General features: G+C 48.8%; 14 protein-coding genes and 1 pseudogene. 11 read left to right on the forward strand and 4 right to left on the reverse strand.

The window, feature by feature from the left end; translation table 11 throughout:
- Window positions 1-98: 98 nt before the first annotated feature.
- The 9 genes from MKX63_RS32605 (at window position 99) to MKX63_RS23965 (ending at window position 14,649) form a co-directional block, all read left to right on the forward strand.
- On the forward strand, window positions 99-659 hold the full coding sequence (locus MKX63_RS32605) for an accessory gene regulator B family protein (protein WP_445323563.1): 561 nt from the start codon (window positions 99-101) through the stop codon (window positions 657-659).
- Between the two features lie 196 nt (window positions 660-855).
- A complete protein-coding gene (locus MKX63_RS23930; RefSeq protein WP_341020564.1) occupies window positions 856-2,007 on the forward strand; it encodes an SDR family oxidoreductase in 1,152 nt (383 codons plus the stop codon).
- A 57-nt stretch (window positions 2,008-2,064) separates the two neighbouring features.
- Window positions 2,065-2,214 (forward strand): cyclic lactone autoinducer peptide, encoded by a 150-nt coding sequence (locus tag MKX63_RS23935; protein ID WP_341020568.1) that lies wholly within the window; start codon window positions 2,065-2,067, stop codon window positions 2,212-2,214.
- Between the two features lie 34 nt (window positions 2,215-2,248).
- Window positions 2,249-3,937 carry an MFS transporter gene (locus MKX63_RS23940; protein ID WP_341020570.1) on the forward strand — a complete coding sequence of 563 codons (1,689 nt, stop codon included), beginning with the start codon at window positions 2,249-2,251 and terminating at the stop codon, window positions 3,935-3,937.
- A 37-nt stretch (window positions 3,938-3,974) separates the two neighbouring features.
- On the forward strand, window positions 3,975-6,017 hold the full coding sequence (locus tag MKX63_RS23945; protein WP_341020571.1) for an AMP-binding protein: 2,043 nt from the start codon (window positions 3,975-3,977) through the stop codon (window positions 6,015-6,017).
- Between the two features lie 26 nt (window positions 6,018-6,043).
- Window positions 6,044-9,412: a non-ribosomal peptide synthetase gene (locus MKX63_RS23950; RefSeq protein ID WP_341020573.1), complete on the forward strand. Its 3,369-nt coding sequence runs from the start codon at window positions 6,044-6,046 to the stop codon at window positions 9,410-9,412.
- An 18-nt stretch (window positions 9,413-9,430) separates the two neighbouring features.
- Window positions 9,431-12,862, forward strand: a complete 3,432-nt coding sequence (locus tag MKX63_RS23955; protein WP_341020575.1) for a type I polyketide synthase — start codon at window positions 9,431-9,433, stop codon at window positions 12,860-12,862.
- 30 nt (window positions 12,863-12,892) lie between these two features.
- Window positions 12,893-14,113 (forward strand): ACP S-malonyltransferase, encoded by a 1,221-nt coding sequence (locus MKX63_RS23960; protein ID WP_341020576.1) that lies wholly within the window; start codon window positions 12,893-12,895, stop codon window positions 14,111-14,113.
- Window positions 14,113-14,649: an HXXEE domain-containing protein gene (locus tag MKX63_RS23965; protein WP_341020577.1), complete on the forward strand. Its 537-nt coding sequence runs from the start codon at window positions 14,113-14,115 to the stop codon at window positions 14,647-14,649. Before MKX63_RS23960 ends, MKX63_RS23965 begins: the two co-directional genes overlap by 1 nt.
- Before the next feature lie 186 nt (window positions 14,650-14,835).
- Here MKX63_RS23965 and MKX63_RS23970 read toward each other — a convergent pair.
- Window positions 14,836-15,975: pseudogene (locus MKX63_RS23970) on the reverse strand (IS630 family transposase).
- 147 nt (window positions 15,976-16,122) lie between these two features.
- Window positions 16,123-17,001 (reverse strand): YihY/virulence factor BrkB family protein, encoded by an 879-nt coding sequence (locus MKX63_RS23975; RefSeq protein WP_341020579.1) that lies wholly within the window; start codon window positions 16,999-17,001, stop codon window positions 16,123-16,125.
- Window positions 17,002-17,196: 195 nt separating this feature from the next.
- On the opposite strand from MKX63_RS23975, the gene MKX63_RS23980 reads away from it, so the two are divergent.
- Window positions 17,197-19,692, forward strand: coding sequence for an ATP-binding response regulator (locus MKX63_RS23980; RefSeq protein WP_341020580.1), 2,496 nt, complete (start codon window positions 17,197-17,199; stop codon window positions 19,690-19,692).
- Between the two features lie 66 nt (window positions 19,693-19,758).
- Here MKX63_RS23980 and MKX63_RS23985 read toward each other — a convergent pair whose 3' ends face one another.
- On the reverse strand, window positions 19,759-20,088 hold the full coding sequence (locus MKX63_RS23985; RefSeq protein WP_341020582.1) for an HIT domain-containing protein: 330 nt from the start codon (window positions 20,086-20,088) through the stop codon (window positions 19,759-19,761).
- A 179-nt stretch (window positions 20,089-20,267) separates the two neighbouring features.
- Here MKX63_RS23985 and MKX63_RS23990 point away from each other — a divergent pair, with 179 nt between their 5' ends.
- Entirely contained in the window at window positions 20,268-21,203 is a 936-nt protein-coding gene (locus MKX63_RS23990) for a hypothetical protein (RefSeq protein WP_341020584.1), read from the forward strand.
- A gap of 126 nt (window positions 21,204-21,329) precedes the next feature.
- Here MKX63_RS23990 and MKX63_RS23995 read toward each other — a convergent pair whose 3' ends face one another.
- Window positions 21,330-22,187: an SDR family NAD(P)-dependent oxidoreductase gene (locus MKX63_RS23995; protein ID WP_341020586.1), complete on the reverse strand. Its 858-nt coding sequence runs from the start codon at window positions 22,185-22,187 to the stop codon at window positions 21,330-21,332.
- Window positions 22,188-22,268: the final 81 nt, after the last annotated feature.

Genomic DNA, 22,268 nt, shown 5'->3' on the forward strand with positions numbered 1-22,268 from the left:
ATATAAAGTGTTCCTTTGACAGAATAATTATAATACTATTATTCATAAGGAGATGGAAAAAAATGATAGAGTTATTAGTGAATTTGGCTAGCAAGAGGATGGTTCATCATAAAGTTATCATGCAGAAGGAGTTATCAATAATCCAATACGGGTTAAAGGCCATGATCGAAACCTCGATTATCTTAAGCACAATGATAATCTTTTCTATATTTATGGGGTGCTTTCTAGAAGCCTTAGCCTGGGTAGGGACGGTCTTCTTTATAAGAAGTTTGGGGGGTGGAAAACATGCAAGGACATTTTTACAATGCTATTTCATATCTGTAGCTACCTTTGTATTCTGTATGCTTTCAATACATTATTTTCAACATCAATTTCTTCTATATAAGATCATTTGGGGCGCAGCGTTACTGATGTTTGTCTGTTCACTGGTATCTTTATGTATAAGGGCAAGGCAGGAGAAAGCAGAGAAAATAGGCGCTCTAATAAATAGCTTTCTATTATTGGCATACAGCCTTTTAATTTTCCGGCATATTACTAATCCAATCTTGTTAGCGAGCTTGTTGGGCTTAACTGTTTCGCAAGCATCTAGTTTTTGGAAGGGAAAGCCTAATCACCAATGTAACTCCAATTATAAGATTTCTTTGGAGAGTAAAAGTTAAATATTACATACAGCAGATGTCTTTGGGTTGTTCGTAAGATCCCGGAATATTTGGAGAAAATATAGTGCGTGCTGATCATGATTGTGAAATTAATAACATTCTTGTTATCGCTTTGCAGCGGGAATTATATAGCGCCGTATTGTAAAAAATGCTTTAGCGATAATTAAGCATAAAATGTATTAGGGGAGGTTGTATTATGGAAAAAATTGCGAAGGCATTTACAGGCAATGTTCTCATTACAGGCGTCACAGGTTTTATTGGGAGACATGTGTTATACGAGTTTCTGAAAGTGGCTATGGAAACTTCATGGAGAAATAAAATATATATTCTATTACGGGGAAAAAAGGGTCTCTCGGCTGCTGCAAGAGTTGAGCATTTATTGACTCATGAGTATCTTCCAGAGTATCTCAAAAAGTATGATTACCAGGAATTAGCGGAAAATATCACCGCCATTAATGGCAATTTAGAAGATTCTGATCTTGGGCAGCAGTTGTATTCGCTAATCCCCAGAGACGAGCAGTTGTTCGTTATACATAATGCAGGATCTGTTAATCTTTTTAATACTGCTGCGGCTGAACAAGAGGTCCATCATACTAATTGGCTGGGAACAATAAATCTAGTTCATGCCATAGAACAGTTTAACAGTAAATTGGTGTACATGAGCACTGCATTCTCGTGTGGCATTGTGGATGGAGTAATCGGAGATAACTTCACTTTTTATCAAGATAATAGTTACAGAAATCATTATGAGAAATGCAAAAATCTGACCGAAAAATTCATTCTGAGCTATTGCACCGAAAAAAATATCAAGTATCAGATTTTGAGGCCAAGCGTGGTCTGCGGAAGACTTATTGATGCACCGCTGTATTACATCTCCAAGTTTGATGTGTTTTACGGCTGGACAAAGTTCTTTTGGAATTTACAAAACCAGGGTAGTACGGAAAGTGTAAGAATTCACATTTCCCCCGACTCCAAGGTCAACATAGTGCCCGTGGATTTTGTAGCCAAATCGGTTCTGGCATTTTTTGAGCAGGATATCCCCTACGTTAATATTGTTTATCCGGAATCTATTAATAACCGCTATTTGCATAGCTCATTGCTGCGCTCTTTACACTTTAATCACTATGAGTTCATTGACGAGGCCCCGACTAACCTGAACAAGAGTGAGAAGCTATATTACAGGTCTATTAACAAGGTGTATACTCCTTACCTAAACCAGTGCAGTAATGAATATGACAGCCAACTAATAGGCAGTATTATGGGCAGTAAGTTTATGCCGGAAATTGATTTGCATTCATTGGCTGATTTTTCAATTTGTAATCATTTTGATGAAGAACTAGTCAACTAAAATAATGTGAGAACCCGCGTTACCAAAATCAAGCAATCTTAGGGAGAGAACCTGATCATGAATTTAGCCCAAATGAAAAGAATTCCTTGGAAGGTAATCAGTTTATTGGCGGTGGCATTTGTGGTGCTGAGAGTTAATACGTTATGCTGGTGGATTGCTCATGAGCCTGAAATGCCAAAGGAGTTAAAAGAAAAGTATTACGAATAGTCAATTACTAAAGTCTGGGAGTGGAGATCGGATAATGATAAACGGGACAAAAAACAAATTAGCATTTGTGGCAGTTATTTTTGGGTTTTTCATGGCATTACTGGATACGACGATCATTAACATCACCCTTCCCGAGATGATGAGCTACTACAATACTACGCTGAAAAACATAACTTGGGTAATCAACGGGTATAATTTGGCATTTGCTGTTTTTATCATTACAGCTTCAAGATTGGCCGACCAGTTTGGCCGTAAGAGGATATTTGGGATCGGTATCTTTTTCTTTACACTGATGTCATTTCTATGTGCTATCTCATCATCCTCTGAGATGCTTATCTTGTTTCGCGTGCTCCAAGGCTTATTCGGCGGAATTATTCTGCCGGTATCCATACCGCTCGCACTGGACTTGGCTCCGGAAGACAAGCAGGGGAAGGTGCTGGGCATTTGGTCTGTAGTGTCGGGGCTGGCAGCAGCCAGCGGACCGACGCTTGGAGGATTCTTATCCGATCAGTTCAACTGGCAGTCGATATTCTTGATCAATGTACCGATCGGCATTGTCGCTCTCTTCTTAGTGATCTTTTGCATCAAAGAATCCTATGATTCTACTGCAGGCAAACAACTCGACATTCTGGGGATGTCTACATTGTCCGTCTCGCTGTTCTCTATCACCTATGCGCTTATTCAGGCCAACGACGAAGGTTGGACATCCCCGCTTATCTTGTGCTTATTTTTAGCCTTCTTGATCTTTATGGCGTTATTTGTCTGGGTTGAGCTTACAACAAAGAAGCCAATGATTCCCTTGTCACTCCTCAGGAATGTCACCTTTAATGCCGCCTCCCTAACGCTGCTTATTTTGGGCGCGGGTATCATGACAATTTCGCTGCTTATTTCTTTTTTCATGACCCGGTTGATGGGGCTCAGCGAGCTTGAGGCTGGAGTGACTCTATCTGTTATGCCGCTATCCTCGGCCATCTTCTCGGTAATTACCAGTCTGCTGCTCAAAAGGGTAGGGGAACGCTGGCTTATCATTGCCGGCATGGCTTGCATCGCACTGTCGATGTTCCTTATGAATGACCTGACTGCAGGGTCTGACCGGCTTGATGTAATATACAGACTGGCTATCGCAGGTGCGGGTATGGGGTTTGCACTGGCGCCTACAATGAATTCGGCCATCGGCAATGTCCCAAAAGATAAGGTTGGTATTACGTCGGGGATTATGAATATGACGCGCTCTATCGGGGCAGTGCTGGGTGTAGCTATCATTGTCACTATTCTAAACACGAACATTGCTAGTGAAATTACGGCAGCAAAGTCCAATATTATCGAAATTATCCGTTCGGATAAAGTCTTCAGCGCATCCGCTCAAGAGGAATTGATTACGGCTGTGAATGTGATCGAGGTATCCAGCAGTAGTGAAGTCCCCCAGATGGATAGCGTGATCGGCTTGATGCAGCAGAGAGGGGCCGAATTGCTGGCAGGTGTGGCTCCGGACAAATTGGAGATAACCAAAGCCGCTCTTCAGGCTCAGCAAGACGAAGTGAAGAAACTGTGGCCTGAACGGATTCAGCCTGAGTTATATTCCGGGTTGGTCTCTTCGTTCAGTGATACCTTCAAATACGGCAGTGCCTGTCTGCTGCTGGGCATTTTATTTTCCTTCTTCATAGGAACGGGGCAAAGGCAGGAACAGGGGACCGAAATAGCAATGGACAATACAGAAATGTGAAAAAAGGTGGGAGAAGCCAATGAACAGTATCTTTGAGATGATTAGGCAGTCAGCGTCAAGATGGCCGGATAAAGAGATATTGATAGAACTTCCAATGGACGAAACAGGGGAACGTGGAATTACTTATTCCGAATTGATTACCCGAGCCGAAGGCGTTGCTGCGCTTCTTCGCAAGCAGGGATGCCAGCCGAAGAGCAGAGTACTTCTCCTGTTCAACTCGAACATTGAATTTACGGTTGCATTTCTTGGCTGCATTTTCGGAGGAGCTATAGCGGTTCCCATGTATTTGACCAAAGGCGCGTCGTTTGTGGAGGAACTCAAGACTTTCTCCGCGGATTGTCTGACAAACCTTCTGTTGACCACATCCGAGATGCAGCCCATGCTTCAGGCGCGCTTGCCGGGTTATAGCATATATACGACTGACGGGCTGTCAGATGAGGCTGAGTACATACCAGGCGATCTATCCCCTCACTCCGAGGCATTCATTCTGTATACTTCCGGTTCTACTGGCAGGCCTAAGGGAGTCGTTCATACACATCAAAGCTTCAGCAGTCATGTGATGTCCGTTCAGGACCGTCTCCGGCTGCAGGATACGGACAGTTCAGTGTGTGTCAGCCCGTTGCAGCATATTATGGGGATGCTGAATGTATTCATTTCATTAACTTTTGGTCTTCAGGTTGTTTTTCTGCCCATGCTCCGAGTCTTGCAATCGCCTCTTGAATGGGTAACAGAGCTATCCCGGCGCAGAGCGACCATATTTCTTGGTCCTGATTTTGTATACAAATTGGCGGCTGGCGCTTATACGCAGGAACAGGCGGAAGGATTAGATTTGAGCCATCTACGAATTTCTCTCAGCGGCTCGGAGCGGGTTCTTCCCTCCACAGTGGATAGTTTCACCCGCATTTTCAGCAGGCATGGCTTTGCGGCTACCAGCCTGATCATAGGATACGGAATGACTGAGGCGGGTATTATCTCAATCAGCGCATTGAATGAACAGCCGATTAGGCTTGAATCACATCCAGGTATATATAATTGTGGTCAGGTCGTTGCAGGATATCATGCCGTAATTGTGGACAGCAGCAGCGGACGGGAGTGTGGATCAGGCGAGATCGGCGAGGTATGGGTGAAGGGACCCGGTCTGGCGGATAGATACTGGAACAATTCTGATCAAACCAAGCTGGATTTCGGTATGTATTTGCCCGAAGGAGAGGGGCCATTCTTCAGGACAGGGGACTTGGCCTGCAAGATCGACGGTAATCTCTTTCTGACCGGAAGACTGAAGGAAATCATAATCATCAAAGGGCAGAATTTCTACCCGGATGATATTGAGGCGGGTGTTCGCCGCCAGGCAACGGCAATAGGGCAGTGTGCGGCTTTTTCGGTTGATGCTAGTGAGGGTGAACGCCTGATTGTAATAGTGGAAACCGCACTACAGGACAAGGCGGAGTTATCCCGGCTGGCAGAACGGACAGTCGCGGATATTCAAGTACGCAACGGAATTCGGATTGCGGAGCTGCTCTATATATCTCCTCAATCGCTTCCGCTTACCCGCACCGGCAAGCTCCAAAGAAGTCAATGCCGAGTGCTCTATGTTGAAAAAAAACTAAATCCTGTATACATCTATGAGCATCTGACCGATATGACGGGGGAGAGTAAATCCCGCTCCCCATTTACAACCGGTTTGACGAATGAGCTCACCGTGAATGAGCTCCGGAATACTGTACTTACTGATTTGACTGCAGCTTTCAAGAGGTTACTTCCCGGTGAGACTGAATCGATCGACATCGGAATGCCGGTCCATCTGCTCGGTACCGATTCCATTACAGCCATTGAGTTACATCACCTGGTCGAGGAGAAATATGGGGTCCAGCTTCCGATCACCTATTATCTGGAGGGCAATACTATAGAGACTATTGCCGGCAGAATTATCGAAGAGAGCAGGGCATCTGCCGCTATGGAGGCAAGCCCGACGAAAGAAGAACTGGATCAGGACACGATGGACATGGAGACGGTTTACAACCGTCTGGACAGTTATTCGGAGGAAGAGCTTAACCGGATACTTGATGCCTTGCAGCGGTAATCTATGGCACATTTAAGGAGGAAAAAATGGAACAGACCCTCGAAAGAACACAGAAACTCCAGCTTGCTAAAGCTATATTGAGAGATAAACTGGGTCTAACCGGAGACTCTATTCCTGTCTCCAAAGGGCAGGAAGGATTGTTTTTACAATATCGGCTCTCTCCAGACTCTTGCGCGTACCACTTAAACTTTTGTTCGCTGATTGATAATCAGATCCGGATCGACCTTTTGCGGGAATCTTTCCGCATTTTGCGGGACAAGCACCCTATCCTGCACACCGGATACCGGGAGAATACCGGAGGCCCCTTCAAAGTTGTCCAGCAGGTGATGAACGGGGAAGAATTCTGGATGGTGCATGAGGTATTTGATCTGGAGGAAGAAACGATTGACCAGCTGGTTCACGAGCGATCCAAACATCCCTTTGATTTGGAGAACGGCAAAGTAATGAGAGTTGATTTTTTTGAAAAGGCGGAGGGACAGGGCAGGCTGCTGGTATCCATACACCACATAGCGATGGATTATTGGAGCCAGGGTATTTTGTTGAACGAGCTCGGGTTGATCTATACAAGTCTGGTTGAGCATGGAAAGGCAGCTCCAGGCACCTCCGGGGTGTTTTACAGAGAGTTTGCCAAATGGCAAGGGAGATTGCTGGCATCCAAGGAAGGCCGCCATTCCTTGAATTACTGGAAAGAAACATTAAACGGTTTACTGCCATGCATGGATCTTCCAACGGACTATCCAAGAGGAGAGCATACAGATTACAGAGGCCAATCCTGCTCCTTCGAGCTGAGTCCAAAGATGGTAGATGGAGTCAGAAGACTAGCGGGGGCCCATGAAGCTACAGTTTATGTAATTATGCTTGCTTTCTATTACATGCTTCTCCAGAAATATTCGGGACAGAGGGATATCATCATCGGATCGCCGACAACCGGCAGAAGCAGTGCCAGGTTCAAAGATACGATAGGGTATTTAGTCAATATGCTTCCGCTCCGGATTGACGCTGACAGCAGCCTCTCTTTTCCGGAATTGGTTGCTTATGTGAAGCAAATTTCTATGGAGGGTTTGACCCATGGAGATATTCCCTTCTTTAATATTGTCCGGGAGCTGCAGGGTCAACGTAACGGCAACCGGACGCCTGTCTTCCAGGTTTCCTTGACGTACGAGAAGCCGACATCCTCGAACCGGTCGGGGCGCTTTCTTTATGCGGAAGAGAGACCGATTATTCAATTAGGGAGTCTAGTCCTGCATCCCGTTCCTGTGCCAGTACAAGCTTCCCAGTATGAGCTTTCCCTGTACCTGGAGGAAGTCGAAGGCTCGCTGTCAGGGCAGTTTCACTACCAGTCTGCATTGTTCAAGGAAGAGACCGTTCAGCGCATGGCTCTTCATTATGTTCAGCTCATCTCGGAGGTGCTGGATAAACCGGAACTGGAGATAGGTGCCTATCCCATAATTACTAAGGAAGAACGGGAGAAAATCCTGAACGTCTGGAACTATCCTGCCACGAAGTCTACAGAAGAAGAAACATTGCATAACCGGATTCACAAGATGGCGGAGCAATTCCCGACAAGAACAGCGGTAGTGTGCGGGCAGGAGGAGATTACCTACAGTGAGTTAAATCTGAAATCTTCCATTCTGGCTGCTTGTTTACAGGCGAAGGGTGTCGGACCCGAAGTGAAGGTGCCCTTGATGGTGCAGCCCTCGCTAGATATGATCGTGGCCATTCTGGCTGTTCTTAAAGCAGGAGGGACTTACGTCCCCATTCATCATCAAGCCCCTCCGGAACGGATTGCCGAGATCATACAGGATATTCAACCTGCTGTTATGATCACCGAGCGGGGGTTGGCTACCCATATTCTAGCTGGCGAGACGGACATATTGTATGCAGATGGAGATTGGAATGTGCCGGAACCGGCGGAGATGCCAGAGCCTAACCATGATGTAACTGCTGATAACACCGCTTATATTATTTATACGTCCGGCTCGACCGGAAAGCCGAAGGGCGTTATGGTCAGCCACCGCAATGCCGTCCGCTTGTTTACTTCAACCAAACAGTGGTACATCTTTGACGAACGGGATACTTGGACACTCTTCCATTCATTCAGCTTTGACTTCTCGGTTTGGGAAATTTTCGGGGCTTTATTGTATGGAGGCAAGCTCGTTGTTGTTCCTTACTACGTCACCAGAGAGCCCCATGCTTTTTATAGATTGTTGAGCTCGGAAGGCGTTACGGTGCTGAATCAGACACCGTCTGCATTCAAGCAGCTGATGAATGTGGACCAGAGCCTGCATCAAGAATATCCATTGGCCTTGAGGTATGTCATTTTTGGAGGAGAAGCGCTTGATCTCCAGAGTCTGAGACCTTGGTTTGAGTGTCATGGGGACAAAGAACCAGCATTGGTCAACATGTACGGAATTACCGAAACCACAGTCCATGTTACTTACAGACCCGTCGTTATGGATGATACCGAGTTCGCCACCGGAAGTTATATAGGAGAACCAATTCCCGATTTGCAGATTTATCTGCTTGATGATTATCGGAATTTGGTTCCGCCTGGTGTTCACGGGGAAATTTATGTCGGAGGCGCAGGAGTATCCAAGGGATACTTCAATCGCCCTGAACTGACCGCGGAGAGATTTATTAATGATTTCATAGGCGGAATTTCCGGCAATCGCCTGTATCGTTCAGGTGATATGGGAAGATATCTGCCGAACGGAGATATCGAATATTTGGGAAGACGGGACTCACAGGTCAAAATTAGAGGCTTCCGGATTGAACTCGGGGAAATCCGGTCCAGAATCCTCGCTTTTACCGGAATCAAGGATGCTGTAGTTCTGGTAGACGGCAGCCGCGATGAAGACAAAAAAATTGTGGCTTATGTGATTTGGCAGGGCCAAGAGCTATTTAATTCCGGGACGCTTCGCAAGTTTCTGAAGGGCAAATTGCCAGATTATATGATTCCATCCGCTTTTCTGGCTGTTGAAGAGTTTCCACTGAACGCAAATGGCAAAATAGACCGCACGGCCCTTCCACCCGTTGTCTACGGGATTTTGGAGTCAAACAGTACTGCTGTCCCTGAGACCGAGCTGCAACTTAAGCTTGCCTGCTTGTGGGAAGAAGTTCTGTCATTGGATCAGGTGGGAATAGACCAGGCGTTTTTTGACATGGGCGGGAATTCTATTCTTGTAGTGGAATTGCATAATCGCATTAAAGATCAATTATGTGCAGATATCAGCATAGCAGACCTCTTCCAATATTCTACCGTAGCGGAGCAGGCTGGGCATATCGAGAGCATACAGTCAAGGCATAAGGATGACCAGACGTTGCCCTCGGCTGCCGGCATAATTGACAAACAGCAGTTAAGAAAACATGCGATGAATCGGAGAGTCAAACCGTAGAGGGGAGTGTTACTAACTTTGGATAAGGATAATAGCTTCGATATAGCGATTATCGGAATGTCCTGCCGGGTACCCGATGCGGGGAATTTGGATGAATTCTGGGACAACCTGAAGCAAGGCAGAGAAAGCATACAGTTCTTCACCACCGAGGAAATGGCTCGGGAGGGGGAAGTATCATTTACTAAAAGCAACTATGTAAATGCTGGCGGAATTCTGGAGGAGATCGAGGAATTCGACAACACCTTTTTTGACATGTCCTCATCCGAGGCCGACATTTCAGACCCGCAGCACCTTATATTCCTGGAAGCTGTCTGGAATGCCCTTGAGGACTCCGGGAATATCCCGGGGAGGTATCCGGGGATCATCGGGATGTTCGGGAGCTCCAGCACTAATACATACTTGTACCGCAACCTGCTGCCGAATCGCGGTCTTATGGATAAGCTGGGTATTCATCCGTTGCTGATTGGGAACGAAAAGGACTTTCTTTCCACTCGGGTATCATACAAGCTGGGCTTAACGGGCCCCAGCATGACCGTTCAGACTGCATGCTCAAGTTCTTTGGTTGCTGTGCATATGGCAATTCAAAGCTTGCTGAATGGAGAATGTACTATGGCGGCGGCTGGCGGCGTTACGGTCAGATCGTCACAACGGGTAGGGTATGAGTTCAGCGAAGGCGGAATTTTGTCACCCGATGGGATATGCCGGGCATTTGACGAAAATGCGAACGGCACGGTAACCGGAAACGGAGTCGGGGTTGTGATTCTGAAGCGCTATGAGGATGCAGTCCGAGAAGGGGATTCTATCTATGCCGTAATCAAATCCAGCGCGGTGAGAAACGATGGATTACATAAAGTCGGGTTTACAGCTCCGGGAGTTGAGGGCCAGATCCAGACGATCCGGGATGCGATTAATTTATCCGGTGTCCGTCCAGAGGATATCAGCTATGTGGAAGCTCATGGAACTGGCACACGGCTTGGAGACCCGGTGGAACTGTCTGCTCTTTGTCAGGTGTATGCAGAATATACTGATCATAAGGCCTTTTGCGCTTTGGGGTCCGTCAAATCTTCAATAGGACACCTGGACGTGGCTGCAGGCGTTGTCGGCTTAATTAAAGTGGCTATGATGCTGCGTAACAGGAGAATGGTGCCGACCGTAAATTTTCTATCCCCTAATCCGGAATTAAACCTGGAGAAAAGCCCGTTCTATATTAACACGGAGTGTGAGGAATGGGAGAGCGAGGGAAACCGGTTTGCGGGCGTCAGTTCCTTCGGACTCGGGGGGACTAACTGCCATATCATTCTGGAGGAGTATGTGCCGGAGCGTATGAAGGGAAAGGAGCGGCCGCTGTATCTGGTGCCGTTGTCGGCCAAAACAGAAACCTCATTGATCAGCTACACGGACAAACTGCTAAACCAGCTGAAAAAAAACGGCTATCCGTTGGCTGATGTTGCGTGTACACTTGCCACTGGACGAAAGCTCTTTAAATACCGCCGGGCAATTGTCTGCGGAAATTTGGAGGAGCTGAAGACTAAGCTCGGCTCGACTACGGAGATAACGAAGTCCCCAGCCCGGACACTTCCTTTGACCTTGCTTGTTTCCGATATGGATTTTGAGATGTTAGACAAGCTGTATCCTCATATCTCTGACTGCGGAGGGTCCTTTGCTGGCAGCCTGTTGGCCAGCACGGATATTCTAAGCCGGTATGGACTGACTTGTAACGACTTGCTGGATTGCGCGGCTGGAAGGATCTGCACAAAGCAGCCAGCTTGGCTAACCAAACAGGCTGCCGGGAGAACGGCCTCTTATATCTGCAACCTGTCGCTTCTCTCTGGAATTATTACCGAGTTTGGATTGATGCCGAATACTTACGCTTACACAGATGATGGACACTATGCGATCAAGGTACTGCTTGGCCAGATCGGAGCGGAGGATGTGCTGGACATCCTGCTGGAGGACCCGGCATCATCCGGACGCGGCACAGACGCTGATATTAAATCCGCAATTGAGTTATATGACGGCAACCATAGAGCTGGACATCTCCTCCATATCGGCTGTATGGAGTTAAATAAGGAAGCCGCAGATCAGGTGCATCAGATCGCCGGAATCCAGGAGGATGATGTATCGGAGTATTCGCTGTTCCAAAGCATCATGGAGACGGTTGGAGCGTTATGGTGCAGCGGTATAGCTATAGATTGGGAGAAGTACTATGAAGGACTTGAGGCTAAAAGAGTGTCCCTAGCCACATACAGCTTCGAACGGACGCGTCACTGGATCGAAGCCAAGCCACAAACCGGGCCTGGTATCACAGTATCTAATGAGGCAGGCGGCAGATCGCCGGAGGAGGTCACCTCCAGACTTGTGGAAATTTGGCGCCGGCATCTCCCTGTGGAACAAATAAATATGGATACTGATTTTTTTATGGCCGGTGGGGATTCATTCCGGGCTATTCAGATTCAATCTCAAATAAGTCAGGAATTCGGAGTTCAGCTGTCATTGTCCAGGTTCATAGCAGAGCCTACTCTTGGAACTCAGGTCCAACAATTGCTGTCCAAGCTTAAGGGCGGGGATGTTCAACCCGCAGAAACCGGTGAGCCGGATGAGCGTGTCGTGAGGCTCAGAATTGGTGATGATGCCCATCCTCCGGTCTTTCTGATCCATCCTGCGGGAGGAACGGTGATGGTGTACAAGGCGCTGGTTCAGGAATTAAACTGCAACCGTAATATATTCGCGATCCAGGTGGGGATGCCCGCAGAACGGGCGGGTGAGAAGAAGGAATGCATTGAGGAGACAGCGGCCGAATATATTAAATTAATTAAGCGCCTGTATCCTCAGGGGCCGTACCTTCTAGGGGGGCACTCCTACGGAGGGAATGTTGCCTTCGAAATGTCGCTGCAATTGCAGCGGACCGGGGATTCGGTGGAGGAGCTGCTGTTGTTCGACAGTCATCCACCTAAAGCTTATTTTAATAACATGGTCATGACCGATGAGAAATTTCTCGAGGCATTCCCAATTATAGCTTCCTTGTACTTTCCAAACGATAACATTGGAGAGGATGTGGGGGCTCCGTCTGTTCGCGTAATCACGCAGCCCCGGGAGGATATTGCGGGTATTGTCGGCTATTTGAAGAAATATTCAACTCAGTTGAGCCTGCTGCCCGATGAGGAGATTATGCATTTCTTCCAGGTGTGGGTCAGTAACCACAACGCATTGAGAACTCATAATCCGCAGGAAATGTATAACGGGCGGCTGCATTTCTTCCAGGCACAGCAGCCTCAGCCCAGAGAAATACTAGAGATATTGAACATTAATTTACAACACGGAATGGATCTGGCCGAATGGGGAAGACTGTCTGCAGATTTCTGCGTATACCCCATTCCCGGCACGCATTATTCAATGCTGAACGAGCCTAATGTCCAAATCATGGCAAGAAGTTTAGAGGGGATTGTGTAAGAGTATATTGTTTGCAAAGGTGGCTTAGCGATGAACAAGCTTGCGCTTCTGTTTCCAGGGCAAGGTTCACAGTACAATGGGATGGGAAAAGAATGGATCGGCACTTGCCGGGAAGCTGCTACAGTCTATGAAGAAGCCAGTGACTGGTCTGGAGTAGATGTGAAAAAATTATGCACGGAAGAAACGGCTGCACTGGACGGCAGCCGCAACACCCAGCTCGCAGTACTGGCGAACAGTGTTGCCATGTTCAAAGTCTACGAGGAGAAGGTGGGCATTCAACCGGCTGTTTCTGCCGGACACAGTCTGGGAGAATATTCAGCTTTGACCTGCGCGGGTGCACTCGAATTCTCTGATGCAGTCAGGCTGATTGCCAGACGAGGGCAATTTATGGAGGAAGCCTGCGCAGAGGTGGAGGGAGGAATGGCTGCCGTCACAGGCGTTAGTCCCCTTATGGTTGAAGAGTTATGCGCTTTAGTTTCCGAGCCCGGTCAGTTCATTCAACCGTCCAACTACAATACCGATCAACAGACTGTAATCTCGGGGCATAAGAAGAAGCTGGAGGAGGCTTTAGACGTTCTGGACAGACGTGGAATCCACTATAAGCGGCTCCCGGTAAGCTTGCCCGCTCACAGCAAGATATTGCTGCCAGCCAGAGACCGACTGGCGGAAGAGATGCGGTCTCTTATTATCCGCATGCCCAAGTGGGAAATTGTTTCGAACCTCAAGGCGAGTCCTTATAGCTCGGTGGAAGAAATCAGACATTCCTTACCTGATCAGGTTGTATCCCCCGTATTATGGTCCAGCACCATGCGGTTCCTGCAAAGCAGCGGAATTACGGTTGCCGTTGAAATTGGGCCAAAGACGGTTCTGCGCAATTTGCTCCGTCAATCGGCACCCGCTATCAGAAGCTTAGCTTTCGATGTTGCCGAGGATCGCACGCTGCTGCTCCAATATATGAGCAGTGAATTATACCGGCAGAACGATGCTCATTTTATTTCACTTTGTATGGGGATCGCGGTATCTGTGAGGAACAGAAATTACAATCAGGAGGAATATGAAGAAGGTGTGATAATACCTTATAGAGAAATGAGTAAGATGAAAAGGACGTATGAAGCACGGGGGTATTCACCGGACGCTGCGGACAGAGATAAGGTCTTGGAATATCTGGTCCGGATTCTTGAAACGAAGAAGTATCCCCACGAGCAAATCCGGCGGAGGCTTGGGACTTTGACCGCAGGGAGGAGAATGTAATGAATCAGCTGATTAGTGACACTGCTATTTTATGGCTGCTCCCAATCATATTTATGATTCATGATTTTGAAGAGATCATTCCTATTCCCGGATGGGTTCAGAGGAACAAGGAACAAATATACAAGAAGATTCCCGGTTTCGCCAAATCCAGAGTGGATAAAATGTCCTCTCTCACGGGGTCACAATTCTCAGCAGCGGTGGGAGTGTTGTTTGTCCTATTTTCGGCCGCAGCATTCCTGGCTTATGAGTATCAATTTTATCTTCTATATATGGTGCTTAGCCTTGGCTTATTCCTGCACTCCTTCTTTCACATAGGGGTGTCGTTGTTTTTGAGAAGATGGACGCCAGGCGTGGCAACGAGTGTGCTTTTGCTTCTTCCGTACGGTGTTCTAAGTATTGATTATTTCATTCGTAATGATCTGTTTTTGTTCCCGGATATTTTGTATTTCAGCTTGGTTGTTATCCTCTTGTTTATGCCATTTCTTCAATTTCTTCATTTCATTGGAAGAAAGCTGGCGAGATCGGAGCATCAATAGCCTGTAGCTTTTCGCGGCATTCTTAAGCGAACTTACTTGTCTGCTTTTGCTTCTACAGCTCCAATTCCTCCTCAGTGGAAACTTATTCCACCGTGACAGACCTATAGCCGTTCCTCCCTAATTAGAGATTCTCTAATCAGGGAGGAACGGCTGTTTGGGCTGGGTACATTTATTCCTAGTACTCCATCAATCTTTAAACTGTGGGTAAAGGCGCTTTAATTTGACTCGAGCGTCTTTGGTGGTGAATTGCCAATCGACTCCTTTTTGGCGTTGATTGCGTCCTTGCTCCCAAGCAGAAAGTTCTTTAGATAATTGGACGATGCCTGGAATCCGACGACCTAAACACTGGCCTTACAGGACGCTGAGCTCGATTTCTGCGATATTTAACCAGCTCCCATGCTTGGGCGTGTAGTGAATCTCCAATCGTTTGGTGAGCGAACGCGCAGTCTCTGGATCAAAAGCTTGGTAAAGCGAAGCCATACTGTGTGTATTCAGGTTATCCATGACCAGCTTGACCGTTGGAGCTTCGGGATAGTGAATTTCTAGCAACTCACGCACCTCTTGCGCCCAATCGACTCGGGTTCGACGTTCACGTACGTTTACATGTCTCCATCCAGCTAAGGACTCCGTAAAAATGAAGATTCTACATGTCCCTTGCGGAGGTATTCACTGTCCTCTCGTTCCACTTTAGCAGGCTTCATGGGAATTGGTTGTTGGGGTTCATCCAAAAGCTGGTACGGCTTCTCGTCCATACAGATGACCGGACAATGCGGGTCATACGGTTGTTGGTACACGTCCAGAACGTCTTCCATGGCGGCGACAAAGGCCGCATTTTGCTCTGGAGGAATGCACCGGCATTTCCGAAGATGGGGTTTAAGTTCGTTTTTTTAACACGTGTCTGACCGTCTCGTGAGAAATGCTGTCAATATAATGGAGTTCGACTGCTTTTTGTGCCAACAGACTGAGCGACCACCTACTTCGCCCCGCAGGAGGCGTACTACAACTGAGTGCAATAATCTTTGCCTCCACTTCTCCGGTGATTTTAGGGGGATTCGGAGAGGTTATCCTTTTCTTTCGCTGAACCGTCGCTTCCCATCCCAGCTCGGCATACGTTTTTCGCACCTTGTAGATCGTATTGGGGTGGACCTGTAAATGTTGGGCGATCTCAAATTCTTTTAAGGAGCCTCCCGGACGATCCTCATCGGCCTCTAGCAAAATGTAAGCTCGTCGGATGGCTTTGGCCGAATGCTTTCCTTGGGATACAAAGGTTCGCAGAGCGGAACGTTCTTCTCCTGTTAAGCGCAAGGGATATTGGGTGCTTCGCATGAGTATTTTCCTCTTTTTAGAAAAACGTTAACCGATTTTTCTTTTTCATACTATTAAGTTTGATACAGTACTAGTTTAGCATATATGCAAATATGTCATTGCTCTCCGTCTGCATGAACGGGACTTAGCACCGCTTCAAGGAGGTGTTCATGGCAGCTTCGTTCCTTTGAGCGAGCTGAAGGGCATACTCTTCACCTTGCGGTTCAGCAGCACGGCGTTGATCTCGCCTCCGGCCAGGATGATAAAAGAGCTGATATACAGCCAGATGAGCAGCACGGTTACGCCACCGAGGCTGCCGTAGGTTTTGGAGAAGTCACTGAATTGATTGACGTATACGGAGAACAGGATCGAGGTCGAAATCCAGCCGATGGTGGAGAACAGCGCACCGGGCATGACCTCCCGCAGCGCCAATCTCCTGCTGGGAGCGATCCAGTACAGCAGGGTGAAGACGATGAACATTACGAGCAGCGGAACCAGATATTGCAGCAGATCCCAGAGCTTGTGGAATCCATAGGGGAGATCAACCAGCAGGAAGACTTGCGTCTTAAGCCAGCTTCCGAGAACCAGCAGCAGAATGCTGAGCAGTACGACGAACCCGATCGTCAAGGTAGCGAGCAGGGCGATCCCCCGGATTTTCCAGAAGACTCTGCTCTCATCAATCTCATAGGCACGGTTAAGCCCCTTAATGATGGCATTGATCCCCTTGGAGGCGGCCCACAGCGTAGCCAGCATCCCGAAGGATAACAGCGCCTGACTGCGCCCGGCGGATACATCGTGCAGAATCTCTTCTATTATAGAGATGGCTTCGGCGGGCATGATCTGCTCCAACTGCTCTATATTTTTCTCCAGGGAGATATTCGCATAGCCGATCAGGGTCATGATGAAGATCAGAAAAGGAAACAGGGACAGAATCAGATAATAAGTCAGCTGGGCGGCAATTCCCTGGACGTCGTCGTCGTTGATTTTCAACCATAGCTGCTTGATGAACTTGAAAGTGCTTCTTCTACTGGCGGAAGTGCTGTTCATAGAATCCTCCTTGATCAATATATGAGTAGGCTACCATGTTAGCCAAATCCTTTAATATATATGTATACCCGGCAAAATATCTTTCCACCCGGAAACCTTACATTTTGCAGCTTACAGAAAATTTCCGGTTTCCTGCCTGAATAGATTCTGTTATTCTAGCTTCAGTCAGATTACAAATGCCGGGAGAGTGCTGGAGTGCCGCTGCTATATTATGTTCAGACCGCTGTGATCGGTCTGGTGATTACAATCATTATCACCTTCCATATGTTCATCCGCAACAAGCAGAAATCGGAGCTGAGAAGTATCTTTCTGGGCCTGTTACTGGCGAATACCGTGCTGCTGCTGCTGGAGATGACCATTAACATCGTTACAGGCACAGAGTCGGCGGTTGCCGGAAGGCTGCTGCCTTATATAATCTGTCTATTCTATATTCTTAATCCGCTACCCGAGGCACTGTGGATTTTCTACCTGGATGCCGTCATCCGCCGGAATGAGCAGCGGGGCATGAGCCGGATCACTGCGGTCATTGTCTGCCTGCCGCTGGCGGTGAACACGCTGCTGTCCGTGGCCAGCTTATCCGGAGGCTATCTATTCTATGTAGACGGGGAGCATGTATACCACCGTGGGGATTATTTTCTGCTGATGCCCGGGATGTGCTATATTTATCTGCTGTATTATCTGGTGCTTATGGTGCTGAAGCGTAAGCATATCCCGCCGCAGGAATTCCGCGCTCTGCTGTTCGCGGCCGTTCCGGCCATTATTGCCGGGTTGCTGCAGAGTATGTTCTACGGAATAAGTGTGGTCTGGATTGCTCTAGCCTTCTCCCTGCTGATTGTATATATTAACCTCCAGAATGAGCAGGTCTACAAAGAGCTGGTGGAGCTCGACCGGATGAAGGATCAGCTGCTGGCCAATACGTCGCATGAGCTGCGCACGCCGCTGAACGGCATTATTAATATTACCAGCTCCTTGCTGGAGAGCGGGAGGGAGGAGCTGGATGAAGCGCAGAGGTATAATCTCCATACGGTTGTATCCGAGGCCCGGAGACTGGACAGCCTGATCAATGATATTCTGGATGCTGCTGTCATGAGAAGCGGCAAGCTGAAGCTGAAGCAACGTCCTATCGACTTGCACTCGGTTGCCGAGGCCTCGCTGACTATGATCAGGCAGCTTCATAACAGCGGTGAGATTGCCTTCCTCAATCAGATCCCGGAATCTCTGCCGCCCGTCTATGCTGACGAGGACCGGCTGTACCAGATTATGTACAATCTGATCGGCAATGCCGCCAAGTTCACCCGGCAGGGCTCGATTACGACAGGTGCTGTGCTGGGACAGAACCGGATCGAAATCTGGGTAGAGGATACGGGCAGCGGGATTGCGGAGGACCGGCTGGAGGACATTTTCAAGCCGTTCTACCAGATTGATTCCAGCGAGACCCGGGAAGCCGGAGGAACAGGGCTCGGGCTGTCCATCGCCCGGACACTGATAGAGCTGCATGGCGGTGAGATTCAGGTCAGCTCGGAGCAGGAAAAGGGCAGCCGGTTCAGCTTCACCCTTCCGCTCAGCAGGCTGCCTGCTGAGAAAGGAAACCGAAAGCAGAGAGAGGTACGGCCTGCACTGCTCCAGCATCATGCTGCATTCACTGAGGCGGAGGCCAGGAATACCCAGACCCGCTCCATATTGGCAGTGGAGGATGATCCGGCGAGCCTGGCGGCATTATTCAGTATTTTGAAGTATGACGGATATTCAGTAACCGCCGTAACAGACGGGGTGTCCGCATTAGAAGCGCTTGAGCGAGAACGCCATTATGACCTCATCATTCTGGATGTGATGATGCCGAGAATGTCAGGGTACGAGGTGCTCAAGAGGCTGCGGATCAGATACGGAATGCTGGACATGCCTGTGCTGATGCTGACCGCCAAGGCCCGGCCGGAGGATCTGCAGGCAGGCTTCGCCGCGGGAGCGAATGATTATCTGGCGAAGCCTTTTGAGGCGCTGGAACTGAAGTCGCGGGTCAAGACGCTGGTACAGCTGAAGGAGTCGGTCAGTAACCGGATCGCGGCGGAGCTGTCTTTTTTGCAGGCACAGATTAAGCCTCACTTCCTGTTCAATTCCCTCAGTACGATTATTGCCCTAAGTACCAAGCACCCCCAGCGCTCCAAGGAGCTCTTGTACCATCTGTCCGATTATTTGCGCGGGAGCTTCAACTTTGAACAGAGTGACGGATTCACGCCGCTGGCCAGCGAGCTGTCCACGGTAAGGGCTTATGTGGCTATTGAGCAGGAGCGATTCCGGGACAGGCTGCGGTTGGAGTATGAGGTGGATGAGCGCATGGAGCTGATGGTGCCGGTGCTGGTGATCCAGCCGCTGGTGGAGAATGCGATCCGCCATGGCATTATGTGCAAAATGGAGGGCGGAATCGTCCGCCTGAGCATTAAGCAGGAGAGGAGCCAGGCTGTAATCCGTGTGGAGGATGACGGGGTTGGCATGTCCCCTGAACAGGTATCCGGTCTGCTGAAGCAAGACGGGCCGCAAACGGGCGTAGGCCTGGCCAATATCCAGCGGCGTCTGATGATCCATTACGGGTACGGGCTGCAGGTAGAGAGTGTGCCGGATCAGGGGACGACAGTCACGTTGAGAATTCCGCTTGCAGACGAGGTCCAAGCAGATGGTGCGCATCATGTTACTTGATGATTAGCCGATTATTATGGAAGAACTATTTTCCCTCCAAGGTGTTTCACATATAGAAATTGACAACTATCTCAGTGGTTCCCCATAGCAGATATGCCAGTGCAGATGTTTTGAGTCCTGATAATTACCAGGATTAGTAATCACTCTGCATGCTCCGTATTCTTCAGTTACCTGGGCTGCAACCTGCTGAATTATGCCAATTAGCTCAATCAGCAGCTCGTGTTCTTCCACCTGAATGGTTAATAGGGAAGAGATATGCCGTTTGGGAATGGCTACAATATGAACAGGGTAAAAGGGTCTGGTATGATGGTATGCTAAAATATTGTCCGTTTCGATGACTTTGTTAACTTCTGTTCTGCCGCTCAATACTTCGTCACAATAGAAATCTTCTGTCATATACTTCCTCCTAAATAGTGTCTATTCCCTTGTATTATACTGGAAAACTACTAGAATAGTAGGAAAGATAACAATATAGACTGAACCTGGGCCAAAAATTCTCTGGAGTCACGGCCATCCCATAACATAATAAAAGATGTTCAGTCTATATTGCTACCCAAGGCATAAGGAGAGTGTATATGAAGCTGCTGCTGGAGGAGTACGAAGAAATCAGACGCTGGATGTACCGTAATGCCCGTCCGCTGGACCTGGCACGTTGGAGATTTCACTTTGAGGGCGGCGGTGCTGCGCAGGTGCTGGAAGCACTGTCCGCCTATCAAAATGAGGATGGGGGCTTCGGCCATGCCCTGGAAGCGGACGCGTGGAATCCGAATTCCACGCCCATCCAGACCGCTACGGCGGTGGAGCGGCTGCTGGAGCTGGAATTCACAGAGGCCGGGCATCCGCTGGTGCAGGGAATTCTGAAATATTTGGGCAGCGGCGCGGATATGGAAGGCCGCACATGGAGGAATGTCGTAGCTTCCAATAACGATTATCCTCATGCCCCCTGGTGGCATACAAGCTCAGACAGTACTTCCCACAGTATCTATAACCCGACGGCTATTCTGGCCGGATTCATTCTGAAGGCTGCTCCGCAGGATAGCGGGTTGTATGCCACCGGACTGGAGATTGCCCGTGAGCTGACGGAGCTTTTCCTGCGTGATCCTGAGATTGAGATGCACCCGCTGAAATGTGTGGACACGCTGCTGCATTGCATCACCTGGGCGGGGCTGCAGGAGCACTTCCCCTATGTGGAGCTGCAAGAAGCCTTCAAGGTACAGAGCGCACGGCTAATCAGCCGCGATGAGGGGAATTGGAACGGGTATGGCTGCCGGCCGTCAGCGTTCATCCATTCGCCGCATAGTCCCGGATACGCTGAACTGGGCGGACTGCTGCACCAGGAGCTGGATTATCTGCTGGAGACCCGAAATACCGCAGGTGTCTGGGAGCTGACCTGGAGCTGGGAAGGATATGAACGTGAGTTTGCTATTAGTGAGAACTGGTGGAAGGGGCATATCGTGATTGAGAATTTGCGGCTGCTGCGGGAATTCGGACGAGTGGCGGAGCTGCTATGAACAGAATTGGAATGGCGTATGGCATAAAATAAATGCAGCGCATCTTCAAGCCACAGCCCTCCGTACCGGGAGCTGTGGCTTGATCGCGTCGCGTGCCAATTGCAGCCTTATCACTGGCAGCAGCAATCAGGTGCCGCCGGATTGAAGGTATTCCTGCTCGTAAATGGCCCGGACATCCTTAAGGATACGGCTGCTATGCTCTGTGAATTTCAGCGGTTTGACCTGATTCTTGATCAGGAAGACACCGGATTTGCCGCTGTGTTCACCCAGTGCCGCCTGATACAGCAGGCCTGCCCCATGGGTAGGCTCAGGGAAGAACAGCCGTGTAATGGGTTTTAACCATAACGGGATACCGGATTTTTTGCCGCTGCGAAGGGTATTGTTGCCTCCGGGATCAGCGCTGCGGATCAGGATGCCCTCCGCCGCAAGTGCCGGGGCCGCCGCTTCTGTCCACAAGGACAACGCGCGCTTGGTGTCGGCATAAGGGCCGGTCAGCATCTGGAATTTCGCCGGGTGCTCCAGAGATTCCGGGTCGAAGCTGCGCTTCATCATAAATGCATTGGAGGACGTATTCACGACCGTGCGGAGCCTGCTTTTCAGCAAGAGGGGCTTCAGCTCCATCGTAATGATATACGGAACCACCGTCTGCAGCTCATAATGCAGCTCACGCCCTTGCTTGGACAAGAATAATTCGGGGAAGCTGCCCCCGGCATTATTGAACAGAATGTCAATGTGCGCTTCATGATGGTTAATCTCCTGCAGGGCACTCCGCAATTGCCCGAAGTCGCTTAAATCCGCCTTATAGATTCGAAGTTGTCTGCTGCTGAGTGCCTGCCGGGTAAGCGGGTCATCTTCTGCAAAAGCAGAGCGGATCAGCGCAATGACCGCCCAGCCTTCATTCAGAAGTCTATGGGTCAGGGCCAGCCCGATGCCGTGATTGGCTCCGGTGATTAGCGCTATGTTATGGGGATGCGATGGTTTCATAGTGGTTGCTCCTCTACATGTGAAGTGGTGAATGGTGCTCATTGTATAACTTGGAGCCGAATCCAAGTCAAGCGATAAAAT

The sequence above is a fragment of the Paenibacillus sp. FSL R7-0179 genome (genome assembly GCF_038002265.1).
GTDB lineage: Bacteria > Bacillota > Bacilli > Paenibacillales > Paenibacillaceae > Paenibacillus_AQ.